Genomic DNA, 15,201 nt, shown 5'->3' with positions numbered 1-15,201 from the left:
TTGCTTGCAGCATGGCGCCCCGCCCGCAGGCGGAGCGCCCTTCCTGCACGGTCAGCCGCTCTTGCGAGCCATCGCGGTCTGGCCCTCGCCCATCGACTTCAGTGCAGTGCTGACTGCCTGGATAAACATCGAATACATCTGGCTCTCGACCGTCAGCTTGGTCGAATCCGCGGCGGACGGCTTGTCGCCGATGCTCTCCGCCGTGCGCATCAGCGCATTGCCCTGCTTCTCGATCAGCTTGCCCATCGCAATCGCGAAGGCTTCCAGCCAGCCCGCGCCGCGCTTGGCTGCGCGTGCATCCTCGGTACCGCTGTTCTCGCGCGCATCGCGCAGCTGGATGTCGGAAATGACCTGGTTCCAATTGATCTCGCTCATGGCTGTTCTCCGTAGTGAATGCTCTGTCGTTCCGTTTGAAAAGCGCTTGTTTCCGGGACTTCAGGATTACTGTGGAGGGCCGCGCAACCTGCGCGAGCGTGAACGGGTAATCGACTCGCGCCCTGGCAGCAGCGGTGCCTTGGACTTGGCCGGATCGACCGCATCCGCAGCCGAGGCCGCGCGCTGTTCGCGCAGCCACTCCAGGGCCTTGGTTTCGCCATCGCGCTGCACGCGCCGGGCGAACTCCATCGCGACCTGCGCGTCGGGCTGCTGCAGCGGATCGATCGCCGCATCCAGCTGCCTGACCAGTGCATTGCGTTCGTCCTCGCTGAGCACGTTCTGGCCAATCAAGGCATCGAGCGTGCGGATCCATTCGGCACGGTCGGGCTTGGGTTGGTCCAGCGTCGGCGCCAGCGATGCCTGTTCGACCGCTTCGCGGAAATGGCCCAGCAGGAACTCGACGCCATCGCGATCCATGTCCGATTCTTCGCGCAGCGCGTCCTCGAACATGCCGAGCAGCTTGGCCCGCACTTCTCGCTCAATCGCGCCCTCGGCCTCATCCGCCCCGGACGGAGCCGCAGCCGCTGGTGGCTGGGCGGCGATAGCAGCCTGGTCCGAAGGTCGCTTGCGTAGCGGTGTGCGGCGCGTGGACATGAGTGGCCGTTATTCCCCTGTGTGGGCCGATGGCCTGGCACCGGCGCATCGTTGCAAACGAGTGTAGGTGGCGCTCTGCGCGCGCAACACTAGGGCGCGCCCTAGGGTTTGCATGTGATGTCCATTGCGCGCGCCGGACGCCTCATCCATGGAAATGCGGGTCGATTTCCAGGGTGCCGAGGTTGCGCGAGGCGAACCGCTCTGCCAGCTGCGGCGCGGCCTGCTGGATGGCGTCGAAGCTGCCGCGGGAACGGACGTCGGCGCGCAGCAGCCAGCCGCGGTCGGTGCGGCTGAGCAGCAGATCTGTGCCGGGCAGGGTGTTGTCGTTCAGGCGCAGCAGGACCTGACCGCGCTCGTGATCGACCCCGTTGGGGCTGACGGCGAGCTGGCGGACATGGCGTTCGAGCAGGTCGGCCAACGCCTGCGGGTTGGCATGGGCCTGCGGGGCGGCGGGTGGCAGGGCAACAGTAACTTCCCGGGCCATGACCTGGGCCTGGTAGAGCGCGGCCAGTTCCGCGGGCTGCAGGCTGTCTCCCCCGGCCTGTTGCTGGCCCCCGTCCTCATGCTCGCCCTTGCGCAGCACGGCCTGGTCGGTCGTGACCTGGCTGGTATCGGCCTGCGCGTCGGGTTGCGCCGCTTCGCCGCTCTCGAGTCCTGTTTGCACGCGTGGCTCCCTACCCTCGGCGCGGTTCTGCATCAGGGTCTGGAAGCGGTCGACCAGCTCGGTCTTGGGTTGCTCGCGCACCTGATCGCGCACCTGATCGCGCGGCTTGTCGACTTCGCGCATGGCGTTTTCGGCCTGGGTTGACTGGGTGCGCTGGATGCTCATGGGACTGCTCCTTCGACGGCTTCCTGCCGCGGCCGATCATGGCCTGCGAAACATTACGAATGGATGAGGGATGGGCGCCTACCGATCAGCAGGTCCTCGGCGGCGGCTTCCTCGCGACGGGCTTCGTAACCGCGCTGTTCCCTGCGCCAGACCTCGCGCCGCTGCTCCAGCGCCTCTTGCCGGGCGCGGGCACGGAAGTAGGCGGTGCGCGCCTCGTCCTGGGCCTGTTCGGCCTGTCGCAGCGCGAATTGCGCCTGTTTCAATCGTTCCTGCGCCGCCACGGCGAGTTCGGCCAGATGGTCGACATGACGCTCGCGCTGTTCCAGCGCAGCCGGCCATGCCATGCCCGGTGGCGGCGGCGCGAGCAGCTGCGCGCGCTGGTGGGCGCGGTCGCGCTGCAGGGTCTGGATCTCGCCGTCGATCCGGGTGCACTGGTCGCGGCACGCCTGGGTCTGGCGCTGTTTCTCCATCAGCACCAGGCGCGCGGACTCGGTGCGGTGCTCGCGCAGCCGGACCAGGGTTTCCAGCGGAAAGCGCTTGCGCAGGCTCATGCGAAGAGCTTGCGTAAGGCGGCGACGGACTCGCCGAAGTCGGCGATGTCGCCAGAGGGTTGCTGCAGCAGCTTGCGGATGGGCTCGATTTTCTGGATCGCGATATCCGCTTCGGGATCGCTGCCCTTCTTGTACTCGCCCAACTGCAGCAACAATTCGATGTCCTGATGCTTGGCCAGGTATTTGCGCAGCTGACCGGCGGCGCGCAGCTGCGGCTCCTCGATCACGCGCGGCATGGTGCGGCTCAAGGACGTGAGCACATCGATGGCGGGGTAGTGGTAGGCCGCGGCGAGCTTGCGCGACAGCACGATGTGGCCGTCGAGGATCGAGCGTACTTCCTCGACGATCGGATCATCGCCCTCCTCGCCTTCCATCAGCACGGTGTAGAACGCGGTGATCGAGCCCTTGTCGTTGTTGCCGGCTCGCTCGAACAGCCGCGGCAGCGCGGTGAAGACCGAAGGAGGGAAACCGCGCCGCGCCGGCGGCTCGCCGACCGCCAGGCCCACGTCGCGCAACGCGCGCGCGAAGCGGGTCACCGAATCGACCAGCAGCATGACCCGCTTGCCGCGGTCGCGGAAATGTTCGGCGATGGCGGTGGCGACCCAGGCCGCGCGGCTGCGCTCGAGCGCAGGGCGATCGGAAGTGGCGACCACGATCACCGACTTCGCCATGCCCTTTTCGCCCAGGTTGTCGCGGATGAATTCGTTGACCTCACGTCCGCGCTCTCCGACCAGGGCGATCACGTTGACGTCGGCCGAGGCGCCGCGCGCGAGCATGCCCAGCAGGGTGCTCTTGCCACCGCCGGCCACCGCGAAGATGCCGATGCGCTGGCCGACGCCGGCGGTCATCACCGTGTCGATGGCGCGCACGCCGGTGGCGAAGGGCGCATCGATCAGGTTGCGCGACAGCGGGTGGGGCGAGGCCGCATAGATCGGCATGTCCTCCACGGGCGGGCCGCCGGGCACCGCGATCGGCCCCTTGCCGTCGATCGGCTCGCCATGCGCATCCAGGACGCGGCCGAGCAGGCCATCGCCGGCGCGCACCGTCGCCTGGCGGCCGGTGGCGTACACCTCGGTCGCGGGCGAAACCCCGTCGAGCGCGCCCAGCGGGGTGAGCACGGCGTGCTGGCGCGACACACCCACGACTTCGGCCGCCAGCCGGAAATGCGGATCGCCGCTGTCGGCGGGATTGCGCAGCTCGCACAACTCGCCGATCGCGGCCTTCAGCCCGGTCGCGCGGATCAGGGTGCCGTAGGCCTCGACCACCTTGCCGATGCGCTCGATCCTGCGCACCCTGCCAAGCGCGGCCAGCAGCGGATCGGGCGCTGCATCGGCGGGCGGCGGCAGGTCCACGTCGGGAAGCGCCGTTGGCTTGCTCATGCGCGCGCGACCGGAGCCGTGCTCGAACTGGCGGCGGCCAACGCCTGGCGGATCGCTTCGATCTGCTGGGCGACGCCGGCGCGGACTTCGCCCGCTTCGGACATCACCACGCAGCTCAGCGGATCGAGGCTTTCATCGTCGACCAGCTCGATCACGCCCACGCCCGGGTGCGCCTGGCGCACGGCGGACAGGCCCGCGCCCACTTCGTCGCGTACCGAAGGATGCACGCGAATCAGCAGGAACTGCTCGGCCTGCGCGGCCTCCACCGCCTGCATCACCAGCGGCGGCACCACCGTCTGCGCGTCGAACCCGGGCGCGATCCGCGCGACGATGGCGCAGGCCAGCTCGCTGATGCGCCCGCTGGCCTCGCCCAGTACCCGCGCGCGCCGTTCGTTGAGTGCAGCCAGCTGTTCGGCCATCTGCTGCTGCGCCCGGGCGAAGCCTTCGGCGAATCCGGCGGCGTGGCCGCGTTCGCGCGCCTGCGCGATCTCGGCCCCGGCTTCGGTGTAGAGCGCATTTGCACGCGCGAGCAGCGCGTCCAGCTGGCCGAGCCGTTCCCATTCGCGCGCGCGGATGATCTTGCCGGCGGCGGCGCGTTCGAACTGACGACGTTCGAACACCGCGACTCCGCCCATGTTACGGGCGGAAGCGGATGCAGGCGGGACAGCGGGGGCGCTGGGCTCGGGCATGCGGCTGCCTGTGTCGGGAGATTTCACGCGCTGGCTTCGCGCTTGAGATGGTGGTCGTGCAGCATCTGCACCTGCGCAGGCGGCAGGACCACGGCAAGCCGGTCCTCGCGCGGGTGCAGCAGGGCAGCCCACTCGCCCAGGGCGCGATCGTTGTCCTGCGCCCAGGCCCACAGCTCGCTGCGGCCCTGCCGGTCGAACAGCGCGTACAACAGCGCGTGACCCGCCGCATCGCCGGAGAGCGCGGTCTTCAATCGTCCGCCCATGGCCGTGACGGCGTCGAGCGGAGCACGGCCATCCCACACCGTGCGGTCCAGCGCCAGCAGATAGCTGTTGCCCAGCGCCTGCTTGAGGCGGCGCACCGCATCGCGCCCGACTTCGGCGCGGATCACCGGCGCCATCGCCAGCACCCCCAGGTCGCGCAGGAACGGACCCAGGCGCCCGCGCGGCCAACGCACCGACACCCGGCCGATCTCGCGTTGTGGGGTGGGGGCCAGCAAGGCCGCCCCAGGACCCGACGCCAGCCAGCGACCCAATATCCGTTCACCCAGTGCGCTTGCACGCGCACGCGCAATCAGTCCCGGGTCGACGGCGTCATCGGTGCCCGCGCCAAACCAGCCGGGGTCGATCTCGGCAAGAACAGTCGGCAACGACACCGCAAGGCGACCCTATCCGTTCCAGACCCGTCCGCTGGCGGCTTGCGCGGCGGCAGCCGCCGTGCGCGAACGCATCCGTCCGAACAGGGCGAGTACCAGCGTGAGCACCGCGACCACCCCGGCGGCGATGCCGATCGCCAGCGGACTGAAGCCGGCGACGGACATGCGCGCATCCGCCGGCGCACGCGAGGCCTGCGGACCGCCGAGCGTGTAGAACTTCACCGTGACCTTGTTGGGGTCGTCCAGGCCTTCGACGCTGTCCTTGACCGTGACCTTGATGTCGGTCTCGCGGTCGCGCACATTGGCGCCGGGCTGCTCGTAGATGGTGACCGCCGCCGAGGAATCGTTGGTTTCGTTACCCAGCGGGTCGCGTTCCGGCAACGCGATATGCACGCGCGCTTCGGCGACGCCCGGGATTCCCGACAGGGTGCGCGCGATTTCCTGTTGCAGGCTGCACTGGTAGCGCGCGCGTTCCTCGATCGCCGACGAAGCGAAACCTTCCTTCTTGAAGGTTTCGCACATCGACACGTAGCGTTCGCGCGGCAGGCGGTGCGCGGCGAGCACCTGCATGGCCCTGGGGAAGTCGCCCTGGCCGACTCGAATCTCCCAGCCGGTGCCGGACTGCAGCGAGGTCTGGCTCTTCTCCGCACCGATGCCGGCGCCGAGCAGGGCCGCCATCAGTTCGTTGGCCTGCTGCTCGTCCAGATTGCTGTACAGCGCGGTGCGGCCGCAGGCGGCCAACAACAAGCACACCAGCGCACCGGACAGCGCTGCGCGCCACCACGTTGGTGTTGCCGCGCGTCGATCCTTCAACCCTCGCATGCGAACTTCTCCCCTGATCCCATCAATGCCGCGGCCGCCGTCAGGATTGCTGACGGAACAGCTGCTGGATGCCATCGGACGTGCGGTTGGCCACGTTCGAGGTCAGTTCGCACTGGAACATGAACTGATGGCACTGCATGGTCATCTGGATGATCTGACTCGGCGATGCATCGGCCGGGTTCGCGGCCAGCTTGTCGGCCAGCGCGCGGATCCCGTCGGCGCCGCCATTGAGGCGGTCGAACGCGGCGAGCACATTGCGCATTCCTTCCGACGGCTTCTGCGCAGCCTGGATCGCCCCGGCTTCGGTTGGCGCATTGGCCTGCACCGCGCCATTGCGCTCCATCGCAGCAGCGAAATCGCGGATGTCGTTGTGCGAGGCCTGCGGCGAACTGGCCGCGGACGAGGTGGTGGCTGCCTGCGCGGGTTCGAGCCCCGCGGCGGTAATGGCTTCGATCATGACCTAACTCCTTGTACCAGCGCGGCTGCGCCGGCGTGGGTCACCCTGGCCTGCGACGCGCCACGACAGCGGCGCGAGGCAGGCACCCGGTTCCTGTCCTTACTGGCGCTTGCTCAGGGATTCGAGCGCCTGGGCGACGGAGTTCTGCGAGGTGGCTGCGTTCTGCGACAGGAACTGCATGCGCAGGCTTTCGGCGGTGAGCGCGACCATGTTGGAAGGCTGGTCGTTGCCGCTCGATCCGATCGCATCGGACAACTCGGTGATGCGCGAGGCCTGTGCGTCGAGACGCGAACCCCAGGCGCGCGACATGGCTTCGAACCAGCTGTTGCTGCTGCCCGAGGACGATCCCGAGCGCGACGAACCCGAATTCATGGTGCTACCGGCGCCCACCGCACCGATGTAGCTCAGCACGCCGTCGTTGTTGACATTGCTCATGACCCCTACTCCTTTCCTGGATTAGTGAGGCGGCTACCGCCGCCGTGTTGGCACCTTACCGCGTCCGTCTTACCGCTAGTCTTACTCGTTGCTTACTACAAGAAAGTTGCGAATGAAACCGCTCATGCTGAAGCGGCGTACTACTGCTTGCTCGAGACCGGTGCAGGGATCTTCTCCTGCGATCTGTTAACCGCCTGTTGCGGCGCGTCCGTATTCATGTTCGATGTCGCATCCGGACTGCCGACGACATTGCTGAAATCCGAAGCCGCCGCGCGCGCGGCCAGTTCGGCAGCCGTGATCGGCCGGATCTGCTTGATCTCGCCGCCCGGGCCTTCCACATAGATCTTGCTGCCGATGCCAATCAGCTTGCCGTGGCCCGGGATCACCGTGCCATCGGGATATTGCTCGCCGTTGGCATCGACCACGTATGGTTCGCGTCCGCGCACGACCGCGACGATGTCAACCGGCGGGAGCGCTGCGACCGCGGCCTTTTCATCGTCGGCCTTGCCATCGGGCGAGGCGGCGGCCAGCTGTTCCCCGGGCACCACCTTGACGCCGACGTCGGCCAGCGCGCGCGATGCGAGCACTTTCTCGAACTGCGCCTGGTCGACCGTGCCTTCGATCTGCACGGTGTTCTCGCCGATGTAACGCGTGCCGACGGCGATGCCCGCCATGCGGAACACCTCGCGCACGTCGCGCGCCAAGTCTTCGCCAGTGCGCAGCGCGAGGCTGGCGTTGATGCCCGCGTCGCGCAGCTGCTGCTGGACCCGGCTGCGCGCCGCGTCGCTGTCGACGGTGCCCGACAGCACCGGGACACCGTTGACGTCGCTTCCGACCCTGGCCTGCGAGATCTGGTACTGCGGAATCAGCGCCTGCAGATACGCCTGCACGTCGACCTGATCGTTGCTGCGCGGAAGCAGGGACGCGATGACCGCCACCGCCGCCAGCGCCAGCACCGCGACCGCTGCGATCATCGGCAGCCGGCGCAGGAACGGGCGTGCGCGTTGCTTACGTGCGGGATCGGCGATGGCGGGGAACAGCGCATCCCACGCGGCTTCGTCGTTGCCGCCAAAGGCGATCGCGGCTTCGCCCAGATCGATGCGCTGCATTGGGCGGATTTCAGCCGGATCCCCCGGGTGCAGGGGTTTGCCTTCGATCCGGACCGGCGCGTCGAGTGCGCGCAGGGTGAAGCTGCCGCCGACCAGGGTGATCAGCGCGTGGTGTGCGGCCACGCCGGTATCGGCGAGCACGATGTCGCAATCGTCGCCGCTGCCGACGACCAGCATTTCCTGCTCGCCCAGGCTGCGGCTCGCGCCGGCGTGCAGCCCGGCGACGATGCGCAGCACCTTGGGCGCGGCTGGTCCGGCTGGGTTCGCATGCGGAGCATTCATGTGGCTCGAGTCTCCGGAAGGCGCGCTCGCGTTCTCGTGTTCAAGCATTGATCTGCCCCGCCTGGACGATGCGCAGGTCCGGCGCGAGTTCCTGGTAGGACAGCACCGGCAGGTCGAAGAAATCCACTTCCAGCAGCTTGCGCAGGTGGCGGCGCACGTCGAGCGAACACAGCAGCACCGGGTGCACGCCTTCGGGCTGGCGCGCCAGGTGCGAACGCACTTCGGCGCTGAGCCGCGCGGCGAGTTCGGGCGCGATCGCCAGCTGGCTGGCGCCGCCGGCCACGCGTACCGACTGGCGCAGCTTGTCCTCCAGTTCCGGATGGATGAGCAGCACGTGCAGGCTGCGCTCGGCATCGGCATAGCGGTCGGCGATCTCGCGCTTGAGCGCCACGCGCACATATTCGGTGAGCAGGACTACGTCCTTCTCGCGCCCGCCGACGTCGGTGATCGCCTCGAACGCGTCGCGCAGGTTGCGCACCGGGATGCCTTCCTCCGCGAGCCGTCGCAATACGTCCGCGACGCGCTGCGGCGCCACCACGCGCAGCATCTCCTTGACCAGGTCCGGATAGTCGCGCTGCATGCGTCCGAACAGGTTGGCGGTTTCCTGGATGCCGATGAAGCTGCCGAGCCTGCGCTGCAATGCGGCGCGCGTGTGCGCGGCCAGGGTCTCGCCCGCATCCAGCGTGTCCGGGCCGGCTTCGGCCACCCAGTCGCCGGTCAGCGGCGGGAAGAATCCGGGCAGCTTGTTGCCCGCGGCGGTCACGCGCGCGGGGCGTAGCTGCGCATCGGTGCGCAGGCGCCCGGAGGCGATGCGCGCACCGAACGCGGTCAGGCGGTACTCGTCGTCCGCCAGTCCGGACACGATCTTGGTGACCGGCAGGGCCACCGGCACGCCGTATTCCTCGCGCAGGGCGGTGACCACGTCCTTGATCCGCGCCTGCAGTGGAACTTCGCCAAGCGCTGCGGCCAGCGCCGGGGAAAGCTCCAGGCGCAGCGGCGCCGGCGGCGCAAGGTCGTCGGCATCGACGGGCTTGTGCGCTTCGGTCATTTCCGCGGCACTGACCCGGAACACCCTGCGCAGCGAATCGAACTGATGTCGATAACGCCAGGCGGCCAGGGTCAGCAGGCCGCCGCCGAGCACCAGGAACACCATGGTCGGGAAGCCGCGCACGAAGGCCAGCAGCACCGCCAGGATGCCGACGATCAGCACCACCCGGGGCTGGCCGGAGATCTGTCGCCCGATCGCATCGCCCAGATGGCGGTCGTCGATCTCGCCGGTGGTGCGCGTGACCACCAGGCCGGCGGCGATGGTGCTGAGGATCGCCGGAATCTGCGACACCAGGCCGTCGCCGATGGTCAGGATGCTGTAGGTATGGGTCGCATCCGCCGGCGACATGTCCTTCTGCAGCACGCCGATCGCCAGGCCGCCGAGCAGGTTGACCAGGATGATCACGATGCCGGCGATGGCGTCGCCCTTCACGAACTTCATCGCACCGTCCAGGCTGCCGTGCAGCTGGCTCTCGGTTTCCAGCAGCCGGCGCTTGCGCCGCGCCTCGTCCTTGTCGATCAGGTTGGCGCGCAGGTCCGAGTCGATCGACAGCTGCTTGCCGGGCATCGCGTCGAGGGTGAAGCGCGCCGCGACCTCGGCCACGCGCTCGGCGCCCTTGGCGATGACGATGAACTGGACCACGGTGATGATCAGGAACACCACCAGGCCGACCACCAGGTTGCCGCCGGCAACCATCTTGCCGAAGGTCTCGACGATATGCCCAGCTTCGGCGTGGAGCAGGATCGAGCGGGTGATCGCGATCGAGATCGAGAGCCGGAACAGCGTGGTCAGCAGGAGCACGCTGGGGAAACTGGAGAACGCCACCGGCGTGGGGATGTAGATCGACAGCATCAGCAGGCCGAAGCCAATCGCGATGTTCATCGCCACCAGGGCGTCGAGCACCACCATTGGCAGCGGCAGGATCATCACGCCGATGATCAGCACCGCGCCCACCGCCAGGACGATGTCGTTGTAGCCCACCCGCGGGCGCGGGGCGGCGCCCGTCGGGGGCGCGAGCAGCGAGCCGATCAATTCACGCATCCAGGCGACCTCGGCGGGCGGAAGCACCGCCCATCGGGGCAGCGCCAGCGAACGGATTCAACGGGTTAAGGCAGGGAGCCAGTGAAACTGCGGAGGGGTCGGTACCCCAAACTGGCGTGGATTGTGGCACGGCCCCCTGACCTCATGCGTCACAAAGTGGCAAATTACGATACAAAAGCCAACCATGGCAACGGTGAAGATGGTGTTGGTGCGACGCAAAAAGTTTGTGACAGCGTCAGGGTGGCGCCCCTGGTCCCCGACGCTGGCTGCCGAACAGGTCACGGGGGATTAACGAGCGGCCGAACACCTTTGGCCGGGCGGTGGCTGCATCCGGATCGCTTTCGGGCGGGCTCTTCGGGGTCAGCTCGGCAGGGTCCAGGTCGGTCAATAGGGTGACGGACTGGGCGCCGACGCCGACGGCAAACACCCGGCCGGTGCGGGTCCTGACCAGTACGATCCGCTCACGCGGGCCCAGCGCCAGGACCTGCACCACCGACAGCGGCGCGTCCTGACCGCTGATCCCGTAACGGCGCCGGGCTAGATGCAAGACCGTGATCAATACAAGGATGATGAACGCCAATGGCACCACGATCGATACCAGTTCGCCGACAAAGGACACGGGTTCCGCGACGGTGGATTGTGTCTGGGCGGCGACTGGCGCGGTCACAGAACCAATGAACAATGCAATGGCGGAGAAGGGGGGCTTCGACATGACCGGGTCTGGGGAACGGAGGCGGTGCCACGTTAACAGCCGGCGCATGGTCGGCAGACGACCGGCAGGCGGGCGCTGATGCCGGCAACCCGGCCCACCGATGCAGCGACGGCCCGCACCGGGTCCGATGCGCTGACCGGGCTGCTCGAGGCGCTGCCCTCGGCCACCGCCGCCTACGCCACCGCCACCGGCGCGCTGCTCGCCGCCAACGCCCGCTTCCAGGCCGAGTTCGACGGCCTGCCCTATGCCGATCGCGCCGCCCTGCTGGCGGCGCTGCCCGCAGCCGATCCGGTGGCCTCCAGCGAGGTGCGCTCCCCCCGCAACGGGCGCTGGTACAGCCTGCACTGGGGTCGGACAGCGGACGCCGACGTGTTGACCGCCACCGACATCAGCGAGCGGATCGAGGCGCTGGATTCGCGCACCCACCAGCAGGAGAAGCTGTTGTTCACCTCGCGGATGATGTCCGTGGGCGAGATGGCCGCGACCCTGGCCCACGAACTCAACCAGCCGTTGGCGGCGATCATGAATTACCTCAACGGCAGCCTGCGCCTGGTCGACCAGGCCGGCGGGCCGGCGCAGGTGGCGCGCGCGCTGGGCGCGGCGCGCACCCAGGCCGAGCACGCCGCGGCGGTGATTTCGCGGGTGCGCGAATTCGTGCGCGCGCGCGAACCGCGACGCGACGCGCAGGACATCGCCGCGATCGTCGCGACCGTGGTCGAACTGTTGCGCCTGGAAGCCGAGCGCCTGCAACTGCGCATCGAGGTCGCGCTGGCAGCAGGCCTGCCGGCGGTGTACGCCGACAAGGTGATGGTGGAACAGGTGTTGCTGAACCTGGTCAAGAACGCGATCGAAGCGATGCGCGAGATCCCCGCGACCAAGCGCGCGCTGCGCATCGAGGGGCGGCGCACCCTCGATGGCGAAGTGGAACTGCGCGTGCTCGATCGCGGTGCCGGATTGAGTCCGGAACAGCAGGGGCAGGTATTCTCGCCATTCTTCACCACCAAGAGCGATGGCCTGGGCATCGGACTGGCGATCTGCCGTTCGATCATCGAATATCACGAAGGCCGCCTGTTTTTCGAGCCACGCGATGGCGGCGGCAGCGTGTTCGGGTTCACGCTGCCGCTGGCGCAAGGGAGGGCATGAGCCATGGCCGAAAAAGCAACCGTGTTTCTGGTGGACGACAACGATGGTTTTCGCGATTCCACCGCTTGGCTGCTGGAAACCGCTGGCTATGCGGTCCGCCCGTTCCCATCCGGGTCCGAATTCCTGGACGCGTATTCCGCGGCGCGCCATGAGGGCGAACACTGCCTGGTTTCCGACATCCGCATGCCACAGATGAGCGGGTTGCAGCTGCAGGAAGAACTGCTCCGGCGCGGGATCCGGATTCCACTGGTGTTCGTGACCGCGCACGGGGACGTTCCGCTGGCCGTGGAGGCCATGCGCAAGGGCGCTTCCAACTTCCTCGAAAAGCCCTTCAGTGACGAGGCGCTGACCGAAGCGGTCGAGGTCGCACTGGCGAACGCGCGCAACGGCGGCAGTGGCGGTGCGGCGCTGCTGGCCAAGCTGAGTCCACGCGAGAAGCAGGTGCTCGACCTGGTGGTGGCGAGCAAGCCGAACAAGATCATCGCCGACATCCTCGGCATCAGCATCAAGACGGTGGAACTGCACCGCGCCAACATGATGCACAAGCTGGGGGTGCGCTCGGTTCCCGAGCTGATGAAGGTGGCCTTGAATGGGTAAGCAGCGCTCTGGCGCCGTCGCCGCGCCTGCGGGCGCTTCCCTGCGCGGACGCATTCCCTCGCTGCGTGGGTCCCAGGCGGAGGCGCTACGCCAGCTGTTCGCCAGCCAGATGTGCTGGCCGCTGCAGAGCGAGCGGATGCTGGCACTGGCACCGCTGCGCAGGCCCGGCGGCGCGGGCGGGGTGTTCGAACTCGACGCAGACGGCACGCGCCTGGCGGTGCGTCTGGACCGCAGCCAGGCCAGCACCGGCACATCGCCCCAATGGAGCGACTACAGCGGGCGTTCGCGCCTGCTCGCCTGGAGTCTCACACACGAGCAGACCCTGGTGCAGCTGAGCGAAGCCCTTGGGGCACCTTTGCTCCCGGTGGCCGAGCTGACCGAGCAGGCGCCGCTGACTGCCAGCGACGATGCGGTGTGGCTGAGCTTCAGCATCGAAGACATGTACGAACCCGAAGCGGGCGCAACCGCCCATTACCAGGCCGGCGAACTGCTCGTGCCGGTGGCATGGCTGACCCGGTTGCTTGGGCGCGCCGAGCCGCTCGATCCGGACAACCCGCAGCCTCCGCTCGCGCTTTGGCGCGACCTGCCCGCCCCCGTCTCGGTGACCTGCCCCGGGCCGCGCCTGACTGCGGCCGATTGGACCGGTCTGCGCCCGGGCGACGTGATCGTGCTGGGCAGCCGCACGCAGCCGCCGCCGCTATACGCAGACACCAACGGGCGCCGCTGGCCGCTGGCCTCCAACCACGATGGCTGCCGGGTCACTGGCCCGATGCAGACCCTACCCACTTTGCTGGAGAGATCCGCCATGACCGAACACGATGACGCAGCCGCCGACGGCGCCACCCCGCAGGATGCCGGTGACGCAGCGACCCGCAGCCTGCCGGTGCTGGTGGAGTTCGAGCTCGGCCGACTGGAACTGACGGTCGGCGAACTGGCGGGCCTGCAACCGGGCTATGTGTTCCCGCTGCCGGCCTTCGTCGAAGGCGCCAACGTCACCATCCGTGCCAACGGGCGGGCCAGCGGACGCGGCGAACTGGTCGCGGTGGGCGACACCCTGGGCGTGCGCCTGGTTTCCTGGAGCTGAGAACCCGACATGGACTTCAGCAACTTCTCGCCCGCCCTGGTTCTCGTCACCGTCGTCGCGCTCGCGCTGGCGCCGTTCGTGGCAGTGATGGTGACCTCGTTCACCAAGATCGTGGTCGTGCTGAGCCTGCTGCGCAACGCGCTGGGCCTGCAGCAGGTGCCGCCGAACGTGGTGATCAACGGCCTGGCGATCGTGCTGTCGATCTACGTGATGTATCCGGTGATCCTGGACACCACCGCGGCGGTGAACGGTCTGCCGCCGGTAACGACCTCGGCCTCCGGAACCCAGGGCGCCACGCTGCCGGCAGCGGGCGCGGGCGCAGCGGTGGCGGCACAGCCGGCGCCTGCGACCGGAACGTCGCAGCAACCGCCCGGCCCGCCACCCTCGCCCACGCGTGCGCCCGACGATCCGGCGCCTGCCTCGCCAGCGGCGGCCGACGCACAGGCGGCCGAAGCCGCCGCACAGGGCGCTGCCCCGGCTGCACCCGCCGCGCCGACCGCGCGTGGACCGCTGTTCGCGAACGTGCAGGGCTCGCCCGACGCGACACCGGTGACGGCATCGCCGGCTCCGGTGCCCGGATCCACCGCCGCACGCACCACGGTAATGGTGCCGGCGCGCACCACGCCGATCAGCCAGCTCTCGCTCACCGGCGGCGGCAAGTTCGACATGAACCGGCTGATGGCCATGGTCGAAGCCGGCAAGGAGCCGCTGCGCAAGTTCCTGATCCAGCATTCCAGCGATGCCGAGCGCGCGTTCTTCCTGCGCAGCGCGCAGCGCCTGCTGCCGCCGGCCTCGCGCGGCGAGATCACGGTCAACGACTTCATCGTGGTCGTGCCCGCATTCACCGTGAGCGAGCTGACGGCCGCGTTCCAGATCGGCTTTTTGATCTATCTGCCGTTCCTGATCATCGACCTGGTGGTGTCCAACATCCTGCTGGCGCTGGGCATGATGATGATGTCGCCGACCACGGTGTCGCTGCCGTTCAAGCTGCTGTTGTTCGTGCTGATCGACGGCTGGGCCAAGCTGGTGCACGGCCTGGTGCTGACGTACGGAACCTGAGGGCTGGCGCATGGAAACCGTACTCGAACTCACCAAGCAGGCGCTGATGCTGACCCTAATCCTGTCGGGGCCGCCGATCGCGGCCGCCGCGCTGGTGGGACTGGCGGTCGCCTTCCTGCAGGCCGCGACCCAGCTGCAGGAGCAGACGTTCGCCTATGCGATCAAGTTCACGGTGATCGTGATCACCCTGTTCGTCACCGGCGCGCTGATCGGCGGAACGTTGTACACCTACGCCGACAAGATCTTCGTCGAATTCCCCGGCCTGATCCGGCGATAGGCGCG

Annotated in this window: 18 protein-coding genes; 5 read left to right on the top strand and 13 right to left on the bottom strand. The window is 68.3% G+C overall.

Annotated elements, in window-relative coordinates; translation table 11 throughout:
* Positions 1-51 precede the first annotated feature (51 nt).
* The 13 genes from MC375_RS05455 to MC375_RS05395 form a co-directional block, all read right to left on the bottom strand.
* Positions 52-375: a hypothetical protein gene (locus MC375_RS05455; protein WP_242102281.1), complete on the bottom strand. Its 324-nt coding sequence runs from the start codon at positions 373-375 to the stop codon at positions 52-54.
* A 66-nt stretch (positions 376-441) separates the two neighbouring features.
* The gene (locus tag MC375_RS05450) at positions 442-906 is read right to left on the bottom strand and encodes a hypothetical protein (protein ID WP_242102280.1); all 465 of its coding nucleotides are present in this window, start codon (positions 904-906) and stop codon (positions 442-444) included.
* A gap of 265 nt (positions 907-1,171) precedes the next feature.
* Complete coding sequence (locus MC375_RS05445; RefSeq protein WP_242102279.1) at positions 1,172-1,858, bottom strand: hypothetical protein; 687 nt, start codon at positions 1,856-1,858, stop codon at positions 1,172-1,174.
* A 53-nt stretch (positions 1,859-1,911) separates the two neighbouring features.
* The gene (locus MC375_RS05440) at positions 1,912-2,409 is read right to left on the bottom strand and encodes a hypothetical protein (RefSeq protein ID WP_242102278.1); all 498 of its coding nucleotides are present in this window, start codon (positions 2,407-2,409) and stop codon (positions 1,912-1,914) included.
* Positions 2,406-3,788, bottom strand: coding sequence for a FliI/YscN family ATPase (locus MC375_RS05435; RefSeq protein ID WP_242102277.1), 1,383 nt, complete (start codon positions 3,786-3,788; stop codon positions 2,406-2,408). The genes MC375_RS05440 and MC375_RS05435 overlap by 4 nt, the downstream gene beginning before the upstream one ends.
* Entirely contained in the window at positions 3,785-4,408 is a 624-nt protein-coding gene (locus tag MC375_RS05430) for a FliH/SctL family protein (RefSeq protein ID WP_242102276.1), read from the bottom strand. The genes MC375_RS05435 and MC375_RS05430 overlap by 4 nt, the downstream gene beginning before the upstream one ends.
* Before the next feature lie 92 nt (positions 4,409-4,500).
* Entirely contained in the window at positions 4,501-5,130 is a 630-nt protein-coding gene (locus MC375_RS05425) for a hypothetical protein (RefSeq protein WP_242102275.1), read from the bottom strand.
* A 12-nt stretch (positions 5,131-5,142) separates the two neighbouring features.
* Entirely contained in the window at positions 5,143-5,952 is an 810-nt protein-coding gene (sctJ, locus tag MC375_RS05420) for a type III secretion inner membrane ring lipoprotein SctJ (RefSeq protein ID WP_242102274.1), read from the bottom strand.
* A gap of 40 nt (positions 5,953-5,992) precedes the next feature.
* The gene (locus MC375_RS05415) at positions 5,993-6,409 is read right to left on the bottom strand and encodes a hypothetical protein (protein ID WP_242102273.1); all 417 of its coding nucleotides are present in this window, start codon (positions 6,407-6,409) and stop codon (positions 5,993-5,995) included.
* 99 nt (positions 6,410-6,508) lie between these two features.
* Complete coding sequence (locus MC375_RS05410; protein WP_242102272.1) at positions 6,509-6,844, bottom strand: hypothetical protein; 336 nt, start codon at positions 6,842-6,844, stop codon at positions 6,509-6,511.
* Positions 6,845-6,984: 140 nt separating this feature from the next.
* The gene (gene sctD, locus MC375_RS05405; protein WP_242102271.1) at positions 6,985-8,235 is read right to left on the bottom strand and encodes a type III secretion system inner membrane ring subunit SctD; all 1,251 of its coding nucleotides are present in this window, start codon (positions 8,233-8,235) and stop codon (positions 6,985-6,987) included.
* Between the two features lie 40 nt (positions 8,236-8,275).
* Complete coding sequence (gene sctV, locus MC375_RS05400) at positions 8,276-10,324, bottom strand: type III secretion system export apparatus subunit SctV (protein ID WP_242102270.1); 2,049 nt, start codon at positions 10,322-10,324, stop codon at positions 8,276-8,278.
* A 235-nt stretch (positions 10,325-10,559) separates the two neighbouring features.
* Complete coding sequence (locus MC375_RS05395; RefSeq protein ID WP_242102269.1) at positions 10,560-11,036, bottom strand: flagellar biosynthetic protein FliO; 477 nt, start codon at positions 11,034-11,036, stop codon at positions 10,560-10,562.
* Positions 11,037-11,114: 78 nt separating this feature from the next.
* On the opposite strand from MC375_RS05395, the gene MC375_RS17690 reads away from it, so the two are divergent.
* Genes MC375_RS17690 through sctS form a run of 5 tightly spaced genes read left to right on the top strand, consistent with a single transcriptional unit; the run spans position 11,115 to position 15,196 of the window.
* Positions 11,115-12,179 carry an ATP-binding protein gene (locus MC375_RS17690; RefSeq protein ID WP_277929289.1) on the top strand — a complete coding sequence of 355 codons (1,065 nt, stop codon included), beginning with the start codon at positions 11,115-11,117 and terminating at the stop codon, positions 12,177-12,179.
* 3 nt (positions 12,180-12,182) lie between these two features.
* Positions 12,183-12,776, top strand: coding sequence for a response regulator (locus MC375_RS05385; protein WP_242102268.1), 594 nt, complete (start codon positions 12,183-12,185; stop codon positions 12,774-12,776).
* Complete coding sequence (gene sctQ / locus MC375_RS05380) at positions 12,769-13,860, top strand: type III secretion system cytoplasmic ring protein SctQ (RefSeq protein WP_242102267.1); 1,092 nt, start codon at positions 12,769-12,771, stop codon at positions 13,858-13,860. The genes MC375_RS05385 and sctQ overlap by 8 nt, the downstream gene beginning before the upstream one ends.
* A gap of 9 nt (positions 13,861-13,869) precedes the next feature.
* Positions 13,870-14,919, top strand: a complete 1,050-nt coding sequence (locus tag MC375_RS17685) for an EscR/YscR/HrcR family type III secretion system export apparatus protein (protein ID WP_277929288.1) — start codon at positions 13,870-13,872, stop codon at positions 14,917-14,919.
* A gap of 10 nt (positions 14,920-14,929) precedes the next feature.
* Entirely contained in the window at positions 14,930-15,196 is a 267-nt protein-coding gene (sctS, locus tag MC375_RS05365; RefSeq protein ID WP_242102266.1) for a type III secretion system export apparatus subunit SctS, read from the top strand.
* Positions 15,197-15,201 lie beyond the last annotated feature (5 nt).

It is taken from the genome of Lysobacter sp. M2-1, from assembly GCF_022662495.1.
GTDB lineage: Bacteria > Pseudomonadota > Gammaproteobacteria > Xanthomonadales > Xanthomonadaceae > JAKPBU01.
Note: the sequence above shows the minus strand (reverse complement) of the source record. Positions and strands in the feature narration are given on the sequence as shown.

Bases quoted from the DNA above. Each gene is read 5' to 3' on its own strand.
- sctV (WP_242102270.1), bottom strand. From the start codon at position 10,324: ATGCGTGAATTGATCGGCTCGCTGCTCGCGCCCCCGACGGGCGCCGCC.
- MC375_RS17685 (WP_277929288.1), top strand. From the start codon at position 13,870: ATGGACTTCAGCAACTTCTCGCCCGCCCTGGTTCTCGTCACCGTCGTC.
- sctS (WP_242102266.1), top strand. From the start codon at position 14,930: ATGGAAACCGTACTCGAACTCACCAAGCAGGCGCTGATGCTGACCCTA.
- MC375_RS05440 (WP_242102278.1), bottom strand. From the start codon at position 2,409: ATGAGCCTGCGCAAGCGCTTTCCGCTGGAAACCCTGGTCCGGCTGCGC.
- MC375_RS17690 (WP_277929289.1), top strand. From the start codon at position 11,115: ATGCCGGCAACCCGGCCCACCGATGCAGCGACGGCCCGCACCGGGTCC.
- sctD (WP_242102271.1), bottom strand. From the start codon at position 8,235: ATGAATGCTCCGCATGCGAACCCAGCCGGACCAGCCGCGCCCAAGGTG.
- MC375_RS05395 (WP_242102269.1), bottom strand. From the start codon at position 11,036: ATGTCGAAGCCCCCCTTCTCCGCCATTGCATTGTTCATTGGTTCTGTG.
- sctQ (WP_242102267.1), top strand. From the start codon at position 12,769: ATGGGTAAGCAGCGCTCTGGCGCCGTCGCCGCGCCTGCGGGCGCTTCC.
- MC375_RS05385 (WP_242102268.1), top strand. From the start codon at position 12,183: ATGGCCGAAAAAGCAACCGTGTTTCTGGTGGACGACAACGATGGTTTT.
- sctJ (WP_242102274.1), bottom strand. From the start codon at position 5,952: ATGCGAGGGTTGAAGGATCGACGCGCGGCAACACCAACGTGGTGGCGC.
- MC375_RS05435 (WP_242102277.1), bottom strand. From the start codon at position 3,788: ATGAGCAAGCCAACGGCGCTTCCCGACGTGGACCTGCCGCCGCCCGCC.
- MC375_RS05455 (WP_242102281.1), bottom strand. From the start codon at position 375: ATGAGCGAGATCAATTGGAACCAGGTCATTTCCGACATCCAGCTGCGC.
- MC375_RS05415 (WP_242102273.1), bottom strand. From the start codon at position 6,409: ATGATCGAAGCCATTACCGCCGCGGGGCTCGAACCCGCGCAGGCAGCC.
- MC375_RS05410 (WP_242102272.1), bottom strand. From the start codon at position 6,844: ATGAGCAATGTCAACAACGACGGCGTGCTGAGCTACATCGGTGCGGTG.
- MC375_RS05445 (WP_242102279.1), bottom strand. From the start codon at position 1,858: ATGAGCATCCAGCGCACCCAGTCAACCCAGGCCGAAAACGCCATGCGC.